Genomic DNA, 17,983 nt, shown 5'->3' on the forward strand with positions numbered 1-17,983 from the left:
ACCACGCGACCACGTGGTGCGGATGCACTTTGGTTGTGTACGGCTCAGTGGTTGTGCACGGCTCGGCACCGGCCAGCCGCGGCCGTTCGCTCGCTCGCTCGCTCGCTGCGAGCCCGCCTGAACCCTCCGGAGAAGGCCCACAGGTCGGGGCCGACGCCCTTGTCCGGCTCGGACGTCGTCCATAGGCTCCCGCTGTCAGACGATCGTCTGGCTCATGAGTGGGACGAGGACGGGCATGAACGACGACACGCAGGTCAGCATGAACCGGGTGCACTGGGACGGTGGCGTGCCGCGCAGTGCGGTGGACGCGCTGCTGCACGACGGCGGGCTGGCGGTGGTCCCGACCAAGGTCGGCTACATCCTGATGACCTCGGACCGCGCGGGTCTCGAGCGGAAGTTCGACGCGAAGGAACGCAACCGCAACAAGCCGGGCGTCGTGCTCGTGAGTTCGCTCGAGATGCTCCGGAGCATCGCGCAGCTCACCCCCGAGATCGACGCGCTGTACCAGCGGTGCTGGGACGAGGACATCCTGCTCGGATGCATCCTGCCCTGGAGCGACGAGGGTCGAGCGGCACTGCCGACGGACGGCTCCGACGAACTCATGATGGACACCCGCGGAACGTCCTGCTTCGTCATCAAGTTCGGCGTCCCCGGTGAGCTCGCCGCCCGCGAGCTCTGGACCGAGCACGGCAAGTTCGCCTTCGCGAGCTCGGCCAACCCGTCGGGCACCGGCAACCGTGGCGTGGTCGACGGCATCGGCGAGCGCATCGCGGAGCGCGCCGACGTGATCGTCGAGGCGGACGACTACGTCGCGTCCATCCAGCCGGAGCAGAGCGCCGAGACGCGGTACGAGCAGGGCGTCATGGTGTCGATGGTCGACAGCACCGGAGCCCTGATCCCGCTGCAGGACGGACGTCGATCGGTCGTCCCCGCTCCGACGCTGATCCGCAAGGGGCTCGACGTCGACCGGATCATGGGACTGCTCGCCGACACGTTCACGAGCTGGGACTACCGGCAGGGTGAGTACTACTGAGCCCGCACGAGAGGACTTCCGTGGGCAGGAACCGCCTGTCGCGTGAGGACGCCTCGAGCCGCATCACCGCGTTCGTGTACGGCAACATCGTGATCCTCGGCACGATCGCTCCGATGGTCCCGGACACCGCCGAGAGCGGTCGGGGGCTCTGGTACGTCCTCGCCACCGCGTTCTCGACCTTCCTCGCACACACCTTCGCCGAGTCGGTCGGCCGACGTGCGCGGAGCGACCACCGCCTCACCGGGGAGACCGTCCGCGCCGAGCTCCGGGATTCGCTGCCCGTCCTCACCTCCGGTTTCCTGCCGGCTGCTGTCCTCGCCTACGCCTGGCTGACCGGCACATCCGGGCTCGCGGCCGAGGTCATCGCGATCGCGTACCTCGTGGTCCGGCTCGCCCTCCTCGGGCCCGTCGTGGCCAGGCTCCGCGGCGAGAACCCGTCCCCGCGGACGTTCGTGGCCGGCCTCGTCCTCGCGCTCGTCGGTGTCGGCATCGCCCTGGTCAAAGCGGGTCCGGGCTTCTGAGGCGCGGAAGCGCGGGAGCCTCGACGCCTCGCGCCGTCACGCGGGCTGACCGTCGGCGACCGCCGCGACGGCTTCGATCTCGACCAGCTGGTCGTCGTAGCCGAGCACCGTGACCCCGAGCAGGGTGCTCGGCACGTCGTGCACGCCGAAGGCATCGCGCACCACCTGCCATGCGGCGACGAGGTCGGCCTGCCGCGAGGACGCCACGAGCACCCGGGTGCTCACGACGTCCTCGATCGACGCACCGGCGGCTCGGAGCGCCTCCCGCATCGTCTCGATGCACCGCGCCGCCTGCCCCGCGTAGTCCCCCACCGCCGCCGTGGACCCGTCCGGTTCGAGCGGGCAGGCCCCGGCGAGGAACACGAGCCGGGTCCCGGCCGGCACGGTGGACGCGTACGCGTACTGCGCCGCGTCACTCAGGACGTCGGACCGGATGAGACGGACTGCGCTGGCCATGCCCGTCATCCTGCCAGCAGCGACGTTCTGACCCGCGAACGCTTCAGGCGCAGTACTCGTACGGCAGCTTCGCGACCGACCCCACCCAGATCGCAGCGACCGTGGCGCCGTCCGTCCCGAGCTGGAACGTCATGTAGCGTCCGTCGGCTTGCACGCTCCACATCGAGTACGGCCCCTGCTCCTCACCGTAGGTCCCGGTGTACTGCAGGTCCGGGTACGCGGACCGCACTTCGGTCAGGGGTGCTCCGATGCCGATGCCGGCGTCGGTCTCGGGCGAGTTCGTCGTCACCGGGTCCGCCCCCACCCCGCCGATGGTCACTCCGGCGACCTTGCCGTCGCGGGGGATGACGATGAGGCCGGGGGCGTCGGCTCGCTCCCAGAACGTCGTCTCCGGGCTGGCCGGACACGCATCCGTACTCCGGGTGTAGGCGGCTGCCAGATCGTCGATCTCGCCCTGCACTGCGCCACCGAGGGCGATCGGTCCGACCTCGTCGGTCGAGATGGTCCAGGTCGCGGGATCCGACAAGCTGAACGCTGTGTCCGTCGCGGGAGCGGTCGGGGTCGGAGTACCGGTGTCGGCCGGTGCCTCCGGCGTCGCGGTCGCCGTCACGGTGCGGGTCGGCGTCGCGGCCGGTGAACCGGAACAGGCGGTCAGCGCCATCGCCGCGACGAGCCCCAGGGCCACGCCGGCGGTCCGGACGATGCCGCTCACGCGGCACCCGCCACACTTCGCCGCTGCCGATCAGGCGGGAGTTGGGGACCGGGTTGCTGCACCGTCCGCCAACTGCCGATCCGCGGGTCGAGCCGGACGGTGTCACCGCACTCGTCGCAGTGCGCCGCTCCCGCCTCGCCGAGCAGGATCTTCGCACCGTCGTGGACGAACGGGTTCGGGTTGCCGGGCATCGTCTGTTTCCCTCCGTCGGCGGATGTCGAACGGTCCCCGCCCGCAGGCGGGGACCCGACCGGCGCGGGCTCCGAAGAGCCACGGCACCGGCCGGTGACCCCCGCGCCGTTGCGATGGCCGGTCCACCGTACGTCGAGGCTCCACGAACAACGGAACCCCTCGACCGCCATCGCAACCAGAGCGTTACACAGCTTCCGCCGCAGCGGTCAGTCGGCGTCCTCGACGTCGAACACGACGACCCGCGCACTCGCCGCACCGATGAACTCGGCCACCGGCCGGTGCTCCGGGTGCGGCAGGTACCCGGCGAGCGCGGCACGATCGCGGAACCGGACGACGAGCATCCAGTGGAACCCGCCCTCCAGCCCCTCGGTGCTCACGCTCGTTCCGGACTGCACCCACTCGACCCCCTCGATCCTTGGCAGGTGCTCGCGTGACAGGGCCGAGGCCTCGGACGACCGGTCCTCCCCCTCCCACTCGACCAGCACGGTGTGCGTCACTCCGGACACGTGGTCCCCTTCCTCGAACGCAAGAACACGAAACCCAGAACCTCAGAACCTCAGAACGCCGGCGTCCCACCGGCGATCGTGATCGTCGACCCGGACTGGTAGCTCGACTCCGGGCTGACCAGGTGCACGTAGGCGGCACCGAGCTCGGCGGGCTGCCCGGGACGGCCGAACGGCGAGCTCTCCCCGAAGTGCGACACCGTCTCGGCGTCGTCGGAACCCGGCTGCAGCGGCGTCCACACCGGCCCCGGCGCGACGGAGTTCACGCGGATGCCCTTCGGCGCGAGCTGCTGCGCGACGGCCTCGGTGAAGAGCTTGATCGCGCCCTTCGACACGGCGTAGTCGATCTTGTCCGGCGAGGGCGTCGACGCCTGGATCGAACCGGTCGTCACGATGGTCGACCCGGGCTCGAGGTGCGGCACCGCAGCCTTGGTCAGCCAGAACAGCGAGTAGATGTTGGTCTTGAAGGTGGAGTCGAACATCGACGTGTCGAGCGTCAGGATGTCCTCATTGCTCTCCATGCGCCCTGCGACCATGACCAGGGTGTCGAGGCCGCCGAACTCGTCGACCCCCTTCTGCACCAGGTCCGTGCAGTACTGCTCGTCCGAGATGTCCCCGGGGAACAGCACGGCGCGACGGCCTTCGGACTCGAGCAGGTCGCGGACCTGTTCCGCGTCCTCCTGCTCGTCCGGCAGGTACGAGAGCACCAGGTCCGCGCCTTCGCGCGACAGGGCGATGGCGGCGGCACGGCCGATGCCGGAGTCGGCACCGGTGACGATGCCGCGGTACCCCTTCAGCCGTCCGAGCCCTGTGTAGCTCTCCTCGCCGTGGTCGGGCTTCGGGTCCATCTTCCACGCGGCGCCCGGCAGTGACTGCTCCTGCTTCGGGTACGGCGGTGCCGGGTAGAGGGTGTTCGGATCGCGCTTCTCGTACTGGCTCATGGCCCCACTGTCGTCGCAGCGCCCGCACGGGCGCTCAGCTGGTGGGTGACGGACGCCGAGCAGGCGACCCCGGTTCTGGAGACGGGCGGGGACGGACGGGAGGCGCGGTGCCAGCTGACACCGCGCCTCCAGTGGCGTCAGGTGGTTCAGACGCCGGCCGTGGTCCGGATCCAGGACGAGGCCTGCGACAGCAGGGCGTAGTTCGAGCCGGCCTTGGTGTTCGCGCCGGGGTCGGCGCTGTCGCCGGTGGAGCAGACGGCGACGACCTTGCCGTTCACGAGCAGCGGGCCGCCCGAGTCACCGTGGTTCGAGGCGCCGGTCACGCCGGTGAGGTGCTGGGCACGACCGCCGAAGGCGTCGGTGCTCGCGCCGGTGAGCGAGACGGTGGCCTGGTAGAGACCGTCGGACTGGGTCGCGTTGGCGCGCAGGCCGTAGCCCTGGATGGTGCCGGTGCCGCTCGACTTGGCCGTCGCGGTGAGGTCGAGGGGTGCGTAGGTGGACAGCGAGTAGGCGGTCCGCAGGTGCACGAGCGCGATGTCACCCGCCGGCGATGCGCTGACCCGGTCGACGGCGACGGCCGCGCCGCGGTTGACGGTGGAGTTGGAGTGGTACACGTTCATCGCACCGATGCCGTCGATGCAGTGCCGGGCGGTGAGGATCCACGAGGCGTTGAGCTGCTCGCCGGTGCAGTTGCTGACGTAGCCTGCGGGGATGCTCCCGCCCGAGGCTTCGAGCTGCACCGCCCACGAGGTGGTGGGGGCCTTCTCGCCGCCGACGACCTTCGTGCTGACGGGCAGCGCGGACGCGGGCGAAGCGGCGAACACGCCGGCGGTGATGACGGCGACCGCGGCGAACGCGGCTGCGATGGACTTCTTCATGACGACTCCTCTGTCGGTGAAGCACCTGCCAGTTGCTCTGTGCAACTGATGCGTCATCCTGACCCCCTGTCCGGGGGTCGCACCAGTCCGCACTTCGACGGACGCGGCTGGCGGAAGGGTCGTCACGGGCGTCAGACGGTCGTCCGGTACGCGAACTGGCTGAGCCGTGCGCCATCGGTCTGGTCGTAGCGTCGAAGCATGACGACCAGTGACGCGAGCAACCTGCCGGATCGGTTGACTCCGGCCCTGGCCACCGACCTCGAGGTGCTCGACGCCATGGACCGTGTCATCGCGGCGTGCGTGGAGGGGACCTCGGCGACGGAGGCGGGGATCGTGCTGGCCGACCGGTCCGGTGTACTGCAGGTCATCGCCTCGACGAGCGAGCGCAGCAGCGAGGCCGAGGAGGCGCAGCTCGGCACGAACGAGGGCTCGTGTCTCGACTGCTACCGGACCGGCGAGACGATCGACGTGCCCGACGTGTCCACGCACGAGTCGGAGTGGCCGACGTTCGCGGCGACGATGCGCGAACGGGGGCTGCAGGGCACGTTCGCCGAGCCGATCCGTCTGCGGGACCGGACCATCGGCTCCCTGTGCGTCTTCGCCGACCACACCCGCGGGCACAGCGACCAGGACGTCGTGCTGCTCCAGCTGCTCGCCGACGCGGCTTCGGCTGCCCTGGTCCGACAGCGAGACCGCGGGGTGTCGACCACGATCGAGGAACAGGTCGAGGACGCGCTCGAGGCCCGGGTGCTCCTCGAACAGGCCAAGGGCGCACTCGCGTACCGACGGGGCATCCGGATGGACGAGGCGTTCCAGATCCTGCGACGTGCTGCTGCCGGTGCGGGCCGCGGGATCCGGGCCATGGCGGAGGACGTCGTACACCGGGGTGCCGACCTCGGCAGCACCGGCTAGGCCGCTTCCGTCCGGAGCACCAGGCCGTGGTGGTGCGTGGTGAGCGACACCGCGACCACCTCGCCGAACGCATCGCCGTCGAGCTGCACACGCTCCGGGGTGTCGACGGTCAGCCGCAGCGTCCGGGCCCGGGTGTACCGGAGGGCACGGGAGGTCGGCAGCACCCGGGCCAGGAGCCGCCCGAACCGGGTGCGCGCGAAGAACCGGTTGAGCGTCAGGGCGTACCCGACCTTGGTCCAGCCGAACCACCCGGCCGGCCGGAACGCCACGGCGTCGAGGATCCCGTCGTCCGGGCGGGCCGCGGGGAGCAGCAGGATGCCCGCGGTCAGGGTGCCGCAGTTCCCGACGATGATCGTGTGTGCGCTCATGCTGCGGAGCGGGCCGTCGTCGATCCCGTAGTGCACCGGGATCTGCCGGTTGCCGATCACGGACCGGGCGATGGGATCCGAGTAGGCCACCCACCCCAACCGCTTCTTCACCCACGCGTTCGTGTCCGCAGCCATGCTCGCATCGAGCCCGATGCCGGTCATCACCAGGAAGGCGTGCGAGGTCGTGGTGCCCGCCGGGTCGGTCAGGTCGGCCAGCCCGACGTCGATCGGGCGGTCCGTCCCGGTGAAGCCCGCACGGACGGAGCGCACCAGGTCACCGAGGGGCAGACCGAGGTTCCGCGCGAACAGGTTGCCGGTGCCGCTGGGGACGAGCGCCACCGGCGTCCCGGTGCCGCGGAGCTCCTCGGCGACGACCCGGAGCGTGCCGTCCCCGCCGGCGACGAGGACGACGCTCGGGTGGGCGTCGCGCGCGGCCCGTGCAGCAGCTCGTCCGTCGTCGTCGGCACTCGTGACGAACCAGAGCGACTCGGCCAATCCCTGGGCGCGCTCCTCGGCGCCGAGCACCGCTCGGAGGCGCGTCTGGTCGATCTTGGTCGGGTTCACGACCACCGCTGCTCGCAGCTGGTGGGCGTCGTTCGGGAGGTTCGGCACGGGGCAGGGCGGGGCGGGGCGGGGGTCAGTGGATCCGGAGTTCGGTCACCATGGGGCAGACGAAGGGGTCGCGGGCGGCGAGGCCGACGCGGTTGAGGTACCGGACGACGATGCCGTACGAACGCAGCAGCGTGGTCTCGGTGTAGGGCACGTCGAGGGTGTCGCAGTGGTCACGCACCAGCAGGCGGGCCTGCTTCAGCGCCGGACGCGGCATCGACGGGAACAGGTGGTGCTCGACCTGGTAGTTCAGCCCGCCCATCAGGAACGACACCCACCAGCCGCCACGGATGTTGCGCGAGGTGCGCACCTGGCGGGAGAAGAAGTCGACCTTCGCATCGTGCGCGATGGTCGGCATGCCCTTGTGGTTCGGGGCGAACGAAGCACCCATCATCACGCCGAACACGGCCAGCTGCACCCCGAGGAACGCGCACGCCATCCCGAACGGCAGGAACCAGAACACAACCGTCAGGTAGATCGCGAAACGCGCCACGAGCAGGATGCCCTCGAGGACCCGCCCCCGGGTGTCGCTGCGGCCGCCGGTGTCCCGGAGCACCGACATGACGGCGGCCCGGTGCAGGTTGATCCCCTCGAGCGTCAGCAACGGGAAGAACAACCAGCCCTGGTACTGCACGAACACCCGGAGCGGCCCGTTCGTCACGGCGGCGGCGTCCTCGGGCAGGAACCGGATCGCGTCCGGCGCGATGTCCGGGTCCTTGCCGACGGTGTTCGGGTTGCCGTGGTGACGGGTGTGCTTGTTCATCCACCACGAGTAGCTGAGGCCCACGAGGAACGTGCCGAGCCAGCGGCCCGCGCGGTCGTTCCACTTCTGGGACTCGAACACCTGACGGTGCGCAGCCTCGTGCGACAGGAACGCGAACTGCGTGAACAGCACGCCCAGCGCACCGGCCACGATCAACTGGAACCACGAGTCACCCAGGACCGCGAACACGACCCAGCACGCAGCCGTCGCCACGACGAGCGCGGAGAACAACGCCCAGTAGAACCCCCGACGGCGCTCGAGCAGCCCGGCTTCCTTCACCTGCGCCAGCAGCGCGGAGTAGGACGAGGTGCCGCCGGTCCGCGGTCCGGCCGGGGAGCCGGTCTTCCGGTAGCCGCCGGTGAGGGGTTTCGAGCTGGTCTCCCGCTGCGGGCTGGTACCGGCGTGCTGCATCGTCATGGATTCCCTGGTCGTCATCGGAATGGCGGAACGTTCCGGCGGCCGGGGTCTGGGGCAGCTGCTCCAACGCTAGAGCCGCCGCGCTCCCGGGTGCAAGCCACAGGTCCGCGTGTCCGCTGCTCGGTTACGGTTGTCCCGCCTGCTCGACGGAAGGACCGCTCCACATGACCGAGGTACGCGAAGCACGACTGGTCGAGACGTTCGTGACCCTCACCGACAGCCTGGTGGCGGACTACGACGTGGTCGACGTCCTGCAGACCCTGGTCGACCGGGCAGTCGAGTTGTTCGACGCCGCCGCGGGCGCGATCCACCTGCTCGACCAGCAGGACGAGCTGCGCGTCGTCGCGTCGACGAGCGAGCGCAGCAGCTTCATCGGTCTGCTCCAGCTCAACGCCGGCGAGGGACCCTGCATCACCGCCGTGACCACCGGCCGGCTGGTGACCTCGGAGAACGCCGACGACCTGCGGCAGCACTGGCCCCGGTTCGCCGAGGCATCGAGGGCTCGCGGCTACGCGGGCGTCCACGCCATCCCGCTCCGGCTGCGGGACACCACCGTCGGGTCGCTGAACCTGTTCCGCGAGACGGAGGGAGCGCTGAACGGTGCCGATGCCCGAGCCGCGCAGGCCCTCGCCGACGTCGCGACCATCAGCCTGTTGCAGCAACGGACCCTCGAGCACGCGACGCTCACCGCGGAGCAGCTCCAGCGCGCGCTCGACAGCCGGGTCGCCATCGAACAGGCCAAGGGGTACCTCGCACGTGCGGCCGGCGTCGACGTCGAGGAGGCCTTCGGCATGATCCGTCGCTACGCCCGCACACACCAGCGCTCGCTGAGCCAGGTCGCCGCAGCCGTGGCACGCGACGACGTCCCGCTCGCCGACCTCATCGGGGCAGGAGCATCCTGAGGGTCCCCTCGGGACACCCCGGCACCTGCACGACTACTTCGTCGTCGTGAAGGTGCCCCGGGCGCGCTGGATGGTGTTCACGGGAGTGACGGCGAAGTCGTCGAGGTTCCCGACGGCGACGTGCACGTGCTCGGCGGCGTGCTCGGCCACGTGCATCGCGACCTGCAGGTCGGTGGTGTCCACCTCGATCGTCACGGACCCGGTCAACCGGTGCCCGGTCCACCGGAGCCGCAGATCGCGGACCGCACGGACGCCGTCGGCGTGCTCGAGCGCGTGCTCCACTCGGTCGTGCAGGTCAGGGTCGATCGCGTCCATGAGCCGCGCGCCGATCGACCGCACCGTGCCCCACAGGAGCAGCAGGATCGAGACGGCGATGAGCAGCCCCACGATCGGGTCGGCCAGGGGGAACCCGAGCATGACGCCGACCGCACCGATCACGACCGACAGCGAGGTGAACCCGTCGAGGCGAGCGTGCACCCCGTCCGCGACGAGAGCGGCGGACCCGATGCGACGTCCGACGCGGATGCGGTAGATCGCAACGAGCTCGTTGCCCGCGAAGCCGATGACCCCGGCGGCGACCAGCAGCCACGGACTGCCGATCGGGCGGGGGTGGACGAAGCGGTCGATCGCCTCCCACCCGGCGACGACGGCGGACAGCGCGACGACGAACACGATGAACATCCCGGCCAGGTCCTCAGCCCGCCCGTACCCGTAGGTGTAGCGAAGGGTGGCAGCCCGACGCCCGAGGACGAACGCGATCCACAGGGGCACGGCGGTGAGCGCGTCGGCGAAGTTGTGGATCGTGTCCGCCAGCAACGCCACCGATCCGGTGAACGCGACGATGACCGCTTGGAGGACCGTCGTCCCGAGCAGCACGAACATGCTGATCTTGAGTGCACGGACCCCCGCGGAACTCGCTTCCATCGCGTCGTCGATGGAGTCCGCGGAGTCGTGCGTGTGCGGCACGAACAGGTGGTGGAGGAATCCCTTCACGCCGCCGTGCGGGTGCTCGTGTCCGTCGTGGTCGTGGTCGTGGTCGTGGTCGTGGTCGTGGTGCGTGTGCCCGTGCGTGTGCTGGCTCATCCGTCCGCGCGCTCCGTGTGGTGGTGCGCCGGGTTGCCCAGCACGTGCTCCGCCTGCTGCACCGCGTCGCTGACCAACGTGGAGGCGTGCTCGTCGGTCAACCGGTAGAACACCGTCGTCCCGTCACGGCGGGTCTGGACCATCCGCGCCATCCGCAGCTTCGCCAGGTGCTGGGACACCGTCGCCGGGTTCTTGCCGACCTGCTCGGCGAGGCTGTTCACCGGCAGTTCGCCAGCACGACGAAGGGCGAGGATGATCCGGACGCGTGTCGCGTCGGCGAGCATCGCGAACACCTCGACCGCCAGTTCGACGTACTCGGAGTCGGGGCTCATCCCGCAAACCTGCTTGCCTTCGCGCATATGCAGATACTGCACGAGGAACAGCAGGTCCGCAACCGACCTCAGCGATCCAGCGGGCACCCAGGCCGGGAGGCCCGTGGCACGTCGTCGAAGACGCATCCGGTGAGCGCGTCGTCACGGTCTCGGGCGTCGGGTTCAGGGATCAGCGCGTGCTCCAGAACGAGATGGTCCGGCTCTCGTCCCGTACGACCGCGGTGTGCGACGACGCCCGGTCGGCGACCGGGCGGTTGCCCTCGCCGCCGTACCAGTAGGAGACGTACCGGTTCTGGCTGGGTGACCATCCGACCACCTCGACCTTGTACCGGCCGGGGCTCAGGACCACGCCGAAGATGCCGCCGCGCCCCGGCGACCAGTAGACCAGGCGGGTGTCGAAGGTGCTGCCGATCGACTCGCCGTACACGTGCACCGTGGCCCCGGTGAAGTCGGTGTCGAGCTGCGGGTTCACGATGGCGGACAGGGTGACCCCGACGGTCGAGCTCGCGTCGACGTCGTCCAGCACGGTCTCGGCCCGGCCGCCCGCCTGGTTCGCGACGCGGACGTAGGAGCGCGGCGCGGTGGAGCCGGGGTCGCGGTGGAACCCCCACGACTGACCGCGCAGCGCCGGCCACGAGTCGAGGGACTCGTCGTGCGCGTTGACCTGCACGCTGTAGTCGTCGCTCGGCAGGCCGTGCACCCAGTAGTGCCCGTCTCGGGCGGTGACGGTGCGACGCACCGTTCCGGTGTTCCAGCCGCGCACGACGACGGCCGCGCCGGACAGGTCGGCGCCGTACGGGTTGTGGGCGGTCCCACCGATCGATGCGCCGCGACGCACGACCAGGACGACGGTCTCGTGCGCTCCGGGGCCGACCGTGATGCCGGTGCGCTCGGCGGGGAGCACGTCGTCGAAGCCGTACGAGCCCTCGCGCTCGCCGTGCAGGCTCCACGTGCCGGACGGGACGGCGTCGAACGTCAGCCGCCCGCGTGCGTCGCTCGAGGCAGAGGCCGTGGTGGCGCCCTCCGGGGTCCGCAGGTCGACCACCACCCCCGACATCGGCAGCGGACGCTTCTCCGGGTCGGTGAGCATCACGGTGAGCGCGCCGTCGTCCGGTGCTGCCAGGGCCGCGGTCGTCGGTGCGAGGATCACCCCGACCAGCGTCAACACGGTCGTGATGCCGACCACCGTGCGTCGTCGAGTCGTCATGGCGTACCCCTGCTCCCCTTGCGAGGCCGCCCCTGACCCCGTTGCAGTGGAGCGTAGACGTGTCGCGGCGCCTGCGCACCGTCGCCGGACGTGCACTGCTCGCGGGGTGCTGGCAACGGCGAAGGACCCCGCGACCGGGGTCACGGGGTCCTTCGGGGGTTCGTCAGATGCGGCCGACGGTGCGACGGCGACGACGCAGCAGGACCATGAGCGTCGCACCCGCGGCGAGCAGCGCGGCGGCGATGCTCAACGGGACGGTCGGGTCCGAGCCGGTGAACGCGAGCTCACCGGTGGGCTGGCCGGTTCCGCCGCCACCACCGCCGGCGCCCGCGGGGCCGCTCGGAGTGCCGGTGGGTGCCACTGCGGGTGCCGTCGGGGTGGGCGTCGCGGTGGGCACCGGGGCCGGGGCGCGGACGGTGATCGTGACGACGCTGGTGTCGTCCGGGCTGGTGCCGTTCGACGCGGTGATCGTCACGGTCGACGTGCCCGGGGTGGTCGGGGTGCCGGAGATGACGCCGGTGGTGCTGTCGATCGTCAGGCCGTCGGGCAGGCCCGTGGCGGTGAAGGTCGGGTTCGGGGTGCCGGTCGCGGTCACGGTGGACGAGTAGGGCACGTCCACGGTGCCGTCGGACGGGGTGCCCGAGGTGATGGTCGGCGACTCGGACGGGGTGCCCGGCGCGGGGCAGCCGTTCGATGCCGTGATCGTGTTCGTGTCGAGGGTCACTGCGCCGGTGCGGGCCAGCAGTCGGCCCTGCACGGTCGCGCCGGTGGTGGCGGTCACGGACTGCTGCGCCAGGACGGTGCCCTGGAACTGGGCGCCGGTGCCGACGGTCGCGGAGCTGCCGACCTGCCAGAACACGTTGCACGAGCTGGCACCGCCGGTGATCACGATCTGGCTGGCGGACCCGATGGTCAGGGTCGACGCGGCCTGGAACACCCACACGGAGTTCGCGCTGCCGGCCAGGGTCAGCGCACCGTTGTTCGCCAGGGCGAGGGCGCCGCCGGAGTACACGCCGGGTGAGAGCGAGAGTCCGTTCAGCTCGGTCAGACCGGTCTGGGTCGGGGAGAGCGAGGCGGCGACGTTGTACGCGGTGGTGGTGTCGCGCTGGGCCTGTGCGGCTGCGGCGTCGGTCTGGTGCGTGGTGCCGTTGACGACGCCGTTCGGTGCGCCGCCGAAGCCGGTGATGGACGTCCCCGGCGACAACCCGAGGTCGCCGTTGATCACGGAGGGGCCGGTGTTCGTGACCGCGCTCGCGCCGAGGACGCCGTAGGTCGAGGCGGTGCCGAGGTTGACGGGGCCGTCGATGACCGTGGCGGCCGATGCCCCACCACCGGTGCCGAGGGTGATCAGCGCGACGGCGGCGGCCGACACGACCAGGAGGGAACTTCGTCTGAGATGGCGAGCCTGCATGGTCCGGCCTCTTCCTGCAAGGAGAGGCGGGGTGACGTCGGCGACGAGCGCGCATTCTCGGTGGCTCGAAGTATGCGCTTCCCCAGAGCAATTACCTAGGAATGTCTGAACATTCGCTCAAAGCCTGGCAATTGGCCTGGCCGTCTAGGCGATCCCGCCCAGTGGGCGCATGCTCACCACAGGTTGACCGGTCGCTCTCACCAGCGGACGGGTAGGGAGTTCGGGTCTCCCGTCAGCCGGTGCGGCGCCGGTCCCGGGTAGGACAGGGCGCCCACCCCCGGCCACACGGCGAAGGGCCCCGCGATCGGGATCGCGGGGCCCTTGCTCGTGCCTGGTGCTACTTGATGACGACCGTGATGGTCGGGCTGGTGCTCGTGGCGATCTCGGAGGTGCCGAGGAAGACGGCGTGCAACTTGTGCGTGCCCTTCTTCAGCTTGAGCGCCGAGGCGTTCGTGCCGTGCGACACCTTGACGTCGGCGAGGCGCTTCGAGCCCTCGTAGATCCGCACGGTGCCGTCGACCCGGAAGCCGGTGGCGCCGACCTGCACGCTCGCCTTCCCGCCGCTGTACTGCAGGACGGCACGGGACGGGGCCTTCGAAACGGTCACCGTCGTCGCCTTGGCCGTCGTCGAGTCCGTGCCCGAGTAGGTCGTGTCGGCGTTCACGAACGAGGCCGTCACCGAGTGCTTGCCGATGGCGAGAGCGCTCGGCAGCGTGATGCTGGCCGTGCCGTTCTTCACCGGAGCGGTCCCGAGCACCGTCTTGCCGTCACGGAAGGTCACGGTGCCCTGCTGGGCACCGACCCCGCCGCCGATGGTCGCGGTGACCGTGACGGGCGTCTTGGTGCGATACGTCTGCGTCGCAGCCGACACCGCGAGCGTGGTGGTCGTCTTCGGCAGCGTGGCGTGCAGGTTGAACTTGTCGACCGTCGAACCGATCGCAGCCGGGTCGGCCGTGGCCGTCGGCTGGAGCGTCACGCCGCAGCTGTCGACCTTGCCGTGCTGCACCGCCGAGTTGAGCGTCGTGCAGTCGCTGGCACGGATGTTCTCGACGGCGAGCTTGTCGTCGGTGACCGAGACCTTCACGAAGGTGCGGACGTGCTCCTGGTTCTCGACCGAGTTGGCGAAGTGACGCTGACCCGTCGGGTCGAGCGGGTCCGAGCCGTAGCCGCCCTGGGTGGCGTCCGGGGTGGTGAGGTCGTAGTACTTCGAGCCCGAGGCCGAGTTCGCCGTCATGTAGATGACGCCGCCGGGGCCGGAGAAGACGTCGGGAGCAGCGGGCTGCTCGTTGACGTTGGCCTTCTTGCCGTTCTTGATCGCGTAGCTGCGCGAGTAGGAGTGGTCGTGGCCCTGCAGGACGAGGTCGACGCCCATGTCCGAGAACGAGCGCGTGAAGTCGAACCGGCGCTGCTGGTTGTCCTTGTCGTTCGCGTGGTCGGCGGGCGAGTAGATCGAGTGGTGGTAGACCAGCGTGGTCCACTTCGCGTCGTCGCCGTGACGAGTGATGACGTCGCGCACGTAGTTCACGTGGGCAGCGTCCGAACCGGCCGCGTAGGCGTTCGAGTTGATGTCGATGAACAGGACGCCCTTGTACATGTACCAGTAGTCGCCACCCGAGTTCGCGGTCGTGTTGCCGCCCGGGTAGAAGTCCGGCACCTTCAGGGAGTTCGGCACCTGGTTGTGCTGCTCGTAGGCCTTGCCGCCCACGTCGTGGTTGCCGATGGTCGACGCCCACGGGTAGCGCTTCAGCACGTCGCTGCTGTCGGCGAACGCACCCCACTCGTACTCGTTGTTGGCGTGCTCGACCTGGTCGCCACCGGAGACCAGGAGCTCGGCGTCCGGCTCGGTCGACGTGGCGTACTTGAGCGTGTCCGCCCAGCCGGCACCGTCGTCGTCGGTGAAGCCCGACGAGCCGATCTGCGGGTCGCCGAAGAACAGGAAGTCGAAGTCGCCGGAGAAGCTCTTCGTGGTGAAGGTGTACGACGCGGACCAGGCCGAACCGTCCGCCGCACCGACGTGGTACGTGTACGAGGTGTTCGGCTCGAGGGCCGAGATGGTCGCGTGGGCGTTGATGTAGCCCGACTCGGCGGCGATGCCGGGGATGCTCTTGGTGTTCGAGTCGGTCGCGCTCGAGTCGGCCGCGGTGTTCGCGGCCTCCGAGGCGGCGATCGTCTGCTTGGCGTCGGTGAAGACCCCGTCCGTCATGGACGCGGTCTTCTGGATCTCGAGCGACTGCGCGACGTTCGTGGGGAAGTACCACGAGGCGATGCGCTGGCTCTCGGTCGCGCCGACGCCGAGCAGGACGTGGATCGGGCCACCGGTCGAGATGTTGGTGGTGGGGGTGTTCGTCGCAGCGGTGGCGGCGTTCGTCCCGACCATCGAGGCACCGGCGATGAGCGCCGCCCCGAGGACGGCTCCGCAGACGCGGAGGGTGGTGGTTCTGCGCCGGGTAGTGGCGCCGGACAGGAGACTCATGTGGGTCCGTTTCTCAGACGTGGGATGGTGCAGCACGGAAGACTCTGCATGCACTGCAAAACGTCTTGGTAAACGCTGAGTGACAGTTCGTCGCCGTTCAGGAACGAGCTCGACCTGTCAGCGCGTCCACGGGGAGCGTCAGCCCGCAGCCAGCCGTTCGAGGAACCAGATCATCCCCATCACGAACACGCCGGCGGTCACGGCACCCGTCACCCAGAGCGACACCCGGTGCGCCTTCCGCCGCAGCAGTGCGAGCGGCGGGAACACGATGACGATGATCGCGAGCTGCACGGCCTCGATCCCGACGTTGAAGATGAGGAGCGAGACGAGCAGCTGCCACGAGAACGCCTCGTGGATGCCCAGCGCCCCGGCGAACCCGAGCCCGTGGATGAGCCCGAACGCGAAGACGACGGCCAGGCGGGTCCACCCGGCGCGGTCGAGCGAGAAGTGTCCGTGCTCGCCGACCACCAGCTCGTCGGCCCGCGACCGCCGACGCCAGAGCCGCCAGAGGTACCAGCCGGCGACCGCGGCGATGGACAGGGCGATGAGCGGCTCCACGACGATCGCGGGCGGGCTGACCACTCCGAGGGCGGCGAGGATGAACGTGATCGAGTGGGCGATCGTGAATGCGGACGCCGTGTAGACGACCTCGCGCAGTCGACGCGACCCGGCGATGAGCGCCACGAGGAACAGGATGTGGTCGATCCCGGTCAGCAGGTGCTCGGCGCCGAGGCGGAAGAACTCCCAGAAGCGCTCGCCCGCCGACTGCTCGGTCGAGAACGTGCGCTGTGAGGCGTCGAGGGTGGCTGAACCCGTCCGGTCATCGACGTCGTAGGTGACGATCGTCTTGGTGTCGCGCACGAAGGTCTCGTCGTCCGGGAACAGCTCGGACGTCACCACGTGCCCGGACTGCGTCTCGGACGGTTCCGGGCAGGTGAAGTCCGCGGTCACGTGGGCGTACGGCACCTCGTCCTGCAGGTCGACCGTGACGGCGTCGTCGAGCGTGCCCGTGCAGGCCTGCCCGCCGGCTCCGGTCACCGTGAAGCGGTCGAACACGTACTTCCCGATCGCGTCGGTGTGCGCCTCGGCAGCCGTCACCATCCCGGGGAAGTCCCCGTCGTCCCAGGCCTTCTGCCCCTGCTCGTGCAGCGCGTCGTCGTGCTCGCTCGTGGCCACCGAGACGAGCATCAGGTCGTACTCGAGCCCGAGCTTCGCCTGCACGACCGTCGGCTTCGTGGACGTGACGTCGGCGTAGACCACCGAGCTGAAGCCGTGCGCCGACGCCGGTGCCGCACCCGCGAGCACACCGATCACGACCACCCCGAGCAGCAGGAACGCGGCGACGACCCGTGCGACGAGCGCGGACGCGGGAGACGAGTGGGCAGGGCGGGCGCGCAGGAGCGCGGCGGTGGTTCCGGAGGGCACGCGCAGACGATCCGGCCCGCAGGCGACCGGCAGGTGAACAGCCGGTGACCAGCAACGGGACGGGTGTTGGACAGGTCCCCCGCCCGGCCCGGGGCGGCCGGCGGGCGTGCTTGCATGGTTCCGTGACCCGCCTCGCCACCCGGACGACCGTCCTGTTGACCGCCGTCGCCCTCGCGGGAGCCGGCGCCGTCCTGCTGGCGGGCTGCTCCGGCGCGTCGGACGACACCACCGGCGGCACCGGCCCGACGGCGACCGCGTCGGCGCACGCCTCGGCCGGGGTCCTGGGCGCCGGGTTCTCCGACCCCGACCAGCCGCCGGCTCCCGAGGCCACCATCCACCCGGAGCCCGGTTCGTGGTCCGGGGTGCACGCCCCCGCCGGCTACGACGTCGTGCTGCTCTCCGACGCCGGTGACGCCGCCGACGTCCCGACCCGGACCCTGCTCGACGCCGTCGAGTCGTGGGCCGCGGACGAGGACGTCACCGTCACCCCCGTCTCGGCGAAGGACGCCGACGACCGCATCGCCGCGGTCCTGCGCGCCGTCGACGCCGAGCCCGACCTGGTCATCACCGTCGGCAACCACATGGTCGACCCGCTCGCGGCCGTCTCGCCGACCGCGCTCCACCAGCAGTTCCTGGTCGTCGGTGCCGAGATCGCGGAGCCGACGTCGAACGTCACGGCGGCGGACTGGACGGGCGGCGGGTTCCGCGGCGAAGGCCTCGGCCCGTCGAGCCACTACGACCCCGAGACCTTCACCGAGGACCGGGCGGCCCGTGGTCTGCGCGCCGGGCTCGCCGCCGTGCTCCACGACCTGCGCGGCATCGTCGTCTGGGTGCCCTGACCGGGC

The 17,983-nt window shown here is 70.5% G+C and carries 18 protein-coding genes; 5 read left to right on the top strand and 13 right to left on the bottom strand.

Features of this window, described 5'->3' with window-relative positions; genetic code table 11:
* Window positions 1–235 precede the first annotated feature (235 nt).
* Together HQQ79_RS02250 and HQQ79_RS02255 are read left to right on the top strand one after the other, a co-directional pair.
* A complete protein-coding gene (locus tag HQQ79_RS02250) occupies window positions 236–1,033 on the top strand; it encodes a Sua5/YciO/YrdC/YwlC family protein (RefSeq protein ID WP_173032348.1) in 798 nt (265 codons plus the stop codon).
* A gap of 20 nt (window positions 1,034–1,053) precedes the next feature.
* On the top strand, window positions 1,054–1,554 hold the full coding sequence (locus HQQ79_RS02255; RefSeq protein WP_258373670.1) for a hypothetical protein: 501 nt from the start codon (window positions 1,054–1,056) through the stop codon (window positions 1,552–1,554).
* A gap of 36 nt (window positions 1,555–1,590) precedes the next feature.
* Here HQQ79_RS02255 and HQQ79_RS02260 read toward each other — a convergent pair whose 3' ends face one another.
* The 5 genes from HQQ79_RS02260 to HQQ79_RS02280 all read right to left on the bottom strand — a co-directional run bounded on the left by HQQ79_RS02260 (window position 1,591) and on the right by HQQ79_RS02280 (window position 5,236).
* Window positions 1,591–2,010: a Rid family hydrolase gene (locus HQQ79_RS02260; protein WP_173032349.1), complete on the bottom strand. Its 420-nt coding sequence runs from the start codon at window positions 2,008–2,010 to the stop codon at window positions 1,591–1,593.
* A 43-nt stretch (window positions 2,011–2,053) separates the two neighbouring features.
* The gene (locus HQQ79_RS02265) at window positions 2,054–2,722 is read right to left on the bottom strand and encodes a hypothetical protein (protein WP_173032073.1); all 669 of its coding nucleotides are present in this window, start codon (window positions 2,720–2,722) and stop codon (window positions 2,054–2,056) included.
* Between the two features lie 398 nt (window positions 2,723–3,120).
* Window positions 3,121–3,420: a Dabb family protein gene (locus HQQ79_RS02270; RefSeq protein ID WP_173032350.1), complete on the bottom strand. Its 300-nt coding sequence runs from the start codon at window positions 3,418–3,420 to the stop codon at window positions 3,121–3,123.
* A gap of 50 nt (window positions 3,421–3,470) precedes the next feature.
* A complete protein-coding gene (locus HQQ79_RS02275) occupies window positions 3,471–4,358 on the bottom strand; it encodes an SDR family oxidoreductase (protein WP_027467207.1) in 888 nt (295 codons plus the stop codon).
* 146 nt (window positions 4,359–4,504) lie between these two features.
* Complete coding sequence (locus tag HQQ79_RS02280; RefSeq protein WP_173032351.1) at window positions 4,505–5,236, bottom strand: trypsin-like serine protease; 732 nt, start codon at window positions 5,234–5,236, stop codon at window positions 4,505–4,507.
* Between the two features lie 198 nt (window positions 5,237–5,434).
* Between HQQ79_RS02280 and HQQ79_RS02285 the strand changes: the two genes are divergently transcribed.
* Window positions 5,435–6,148 (top strand): GAF and ANTAR domain-containing protein, encoded by a 714-nt coding sequence (locus HQQ79_RS02285; protein WP_173032352.1) that lies wholly within the window; start codon window positions 5,435–5,437, stop codon window positions 6,146–6,148.
* Here HQQ79_RS02285 and HQQ79_RS02290 read toward each other — a convergent pair.
* Both HQQ79_RS02290 and HQQ79_RS02295 read right to left on the bottom strand, forming a co-directional pair.
* Window positions 6,145–7,080, bottom strand: a complete 936-nt coding sequence (locus HQQ79_RS02290; protein ID WP_367948039.1) for a diacylglycerol kinase family protein — start codon at window positions 7,078–7,080, stop codon at window positions 6,145–6,147. The genes HQQ79_RS02285 and HQQ79_RS02290 overlap by 4 nt on opposite strands.
* A 73-nt stretch (window positions 7,081–7,153) precedes the next feature.
* Window positions 7,154–8,305: an acyl-CoA desaturase gene (locus HQQ79_RS02295; RefSeq protein WP_173032354.1), complete on the bottom strand. Its 1,152-nt coding sequence runs from the start codon at window positions 8,303–8,305 to the stop codon at window positions 7,154–7,156.
* A gap of 164 nt (window positions 8,306–8,469) precedes the next feature.
* Here HQQ79_RS02295 and HQQ79_RS02300 point away from each other — a divergent pair, with 164 nt between their 5' ends.
* Entirely contained in the window at window positions 8,470–9,207 is a 738-nt protein-coding gene (locus tag HQQ79_RS02300) for a GAF and ANTAR domain-containing protein (protein ID WP_027467211.1), read from the top strand.
* A 33-nt stretch (window positions 9,208–9,240) separates the two neighbouring features.
* Here the strand turns inward: HQQ79_RS02300 and HQQ79_RS02305 are convergent, their stop codons facing one another.
* The 6 genes from HQQ79_RS02305 to HQQ79_RS02330 all read right to left on the bottom strand — a co-directional run bounded on the left by HQQ79_RS02305 (window position 9,241) and on the right by HQQ79_RS02330 (window position 17,138).
* Window positions 9,241–10,290 carry a cation diffusion facilitator family transporter gene (locus tag HQQ79_RS02305; protein ID WP_173032355.1) on the bottom strand — a complete coding sequence of 350 codons (1,050 nt, stop codon included), beginning with the start codon at window positions 10,288–10,290 and terminating at the stop codon, window positions 9,241–9,243.
* Window positions 10,287–10,649, bottom strand: a complete 363-nt coding sequence (locus tag HQQ79_RS02310) for a metalloregulator ArsR/SmtB family transcription factor (RefSeq protein WP_173032356.1) — start codon at window positions 10,647–10,649, stop codon at window positions 10,287–10,289. The genes HQQ79_RS02305 and HQQ79_RS02310 overlap by 4 nt, the downstream gene beginning before the upstream one ends.
* Window positions 10,650–10,791: 142 nt before the next feature.
* Window positions 10,792–11,829, bottom strand: coding sequence for a carboxypeptidase-like regulatory domain-containing protein (locus tag HQQ79_RS02315; RefSeq protein WP_111057506.1), 1,038 nt, complete (start codon window positions 11,827–11,829; stop codon window positions 10,792–10,794).
* A gap of 163 nt (window positions 11,830–11,992) precedes the next feature.
* Window positions 11,993–13,201: an ice-binding family protein gene (locus HQQ79_RS02320; protein WP_173032357.1), complete on the bottom strand. Its 1,209-nt coding sequence runs from the start codon at window positions 13,199–13,201 to the stop codon at window positions 11,993–11,995.
* Between the two features lie 376 nt (window positions 13,202–13,577).
* Window positions 13,578–15,713, bottom strand: a complete 2,136-nt coding sequence (locus HQQ79_RS02325) for an Ig-like domain repeat protein (protein WP_173032358.1) — start codon at window positions 15,711–15,713, stop codon at window positions 13,578–13,580.
* Window positions 15,714–15,851: 138 nt separating this feature from the next.
* Window positions 15,852–17,138: a HupE/UreJ family protein gene (locus tag HQQ79_RS02330; RefSeq protein WP_173032359.1), complete on the bottom strand. Its 1,287-nt coding sequence runs from the start codon at window positions 17,136–17,138 to the stop codon at window positions 15,852–15,854.
* Between the two features lie 122 nt (window positions 17,139–17,260).
* Between HQQ79_RS02330 and HQQ79_RS02335 the strand changes: the two genes are divergently transcribed.
* A complete protein-coding gene (locus HQQ79_RS02335; RefSeq protein WP_173032360.1) occupies window positions 17,261–17,977 on the top strand; it encodes a hypothetical protein in 717 nt (238 codons plus the stop codon).
* Window positions 17,978–17,983 lie beyond the last annotated feature (6 nt).

It is taken from the genome of Curtobacterium sp. VKM Ac-2852 (assembly GCF_013205045.1).
Classification (GTDB): Bacteria; Actinomycetota; Actinomycetes; order Actinomycetales; family Microbacteriaceae; genus Curtobacterium; species Curtobacterium flaccumfaciens.

Bases quoted from the DNA above. Each gene is read 5' to 3' on its own strand.
- HQQ79_RS02250 (WP_173032348.1), top strand. From the start codon at position 236: ATGAACGACGACACGCAGGTCAGCATGAACCGGGTGCACTGGGACGGT.
- HQQ79_RS02260 (WP_173032349.1), bottom strand. From the start codon at position 2,010: ATGGCCAGCGCAGTCCGTCTCATCCGGTCCGACGTCCTGAGTGACGCG.
- HQQ79_RS02275 (WP_027467207.1), bottom strand. From the start codon at position 4,358: ATGAGCCAGTACGAGAAGCGCGATCCGAACACCCTCTACCCGGCACCG.
- HQQ79_RS02280 (WP_173032351.1), bottom strand. From the start codon at position 5,236: ATGAAGAAGTCCATCGCAGCCGCGTTCGCCGCGGTCGCCGTCATCACC.
- HQQ79_RS02285 (WP_173032352.1), top strand. From the start codon at position 5,435: ATGACGACCAGTGACGCGAGCAACCTGCCGGATCGGTTGACTCCGGCC.
- HQQ79_RS02295 (WP_173032354.1), bottom strand. From the start codon at position 8,305: ATGACGATGCAGCACGCCGGTACCAGCCCGCAGCGGGAGACCAGCTCG.
- HQQ79_RS02300 (WP_027467211.1), top strand. From the start codon at position 8,470: ATGACCGAGGTACGCGAAGCACGACTGGTCGAGACGTTCGTGACCCTC.
- HQQ79_RS02305 (WP_173032355.1), bottom strand. From the start codon at position 10,290: ATGAGCCAGCACACGCACGGGCACACGCACCACGACCACGACCACGAC.
- HQQ79_RS02310 (WP_173032356.1), bottom strand. From the start codon at position 10,649: ATGCGCGAAGGCAAGCAGGTTTGCGGGATGAGCCCCGACTCCGAGTAC.
- HQQ79_RS02315 (WP_111057506.1), bottom strand. From the start codon at position 11,829: ATGACGACTCGACGACGCACGGTGGTCGGCATCACGACCGTGTTGACG.
- HQQ79_RS02325 (WP_173032358.1), bottom strand. From the start codon at position 15,713: ATGAGTCTCCTGTCCGGCGCCACTACCCGGCGCAGAACCACCACCCTC.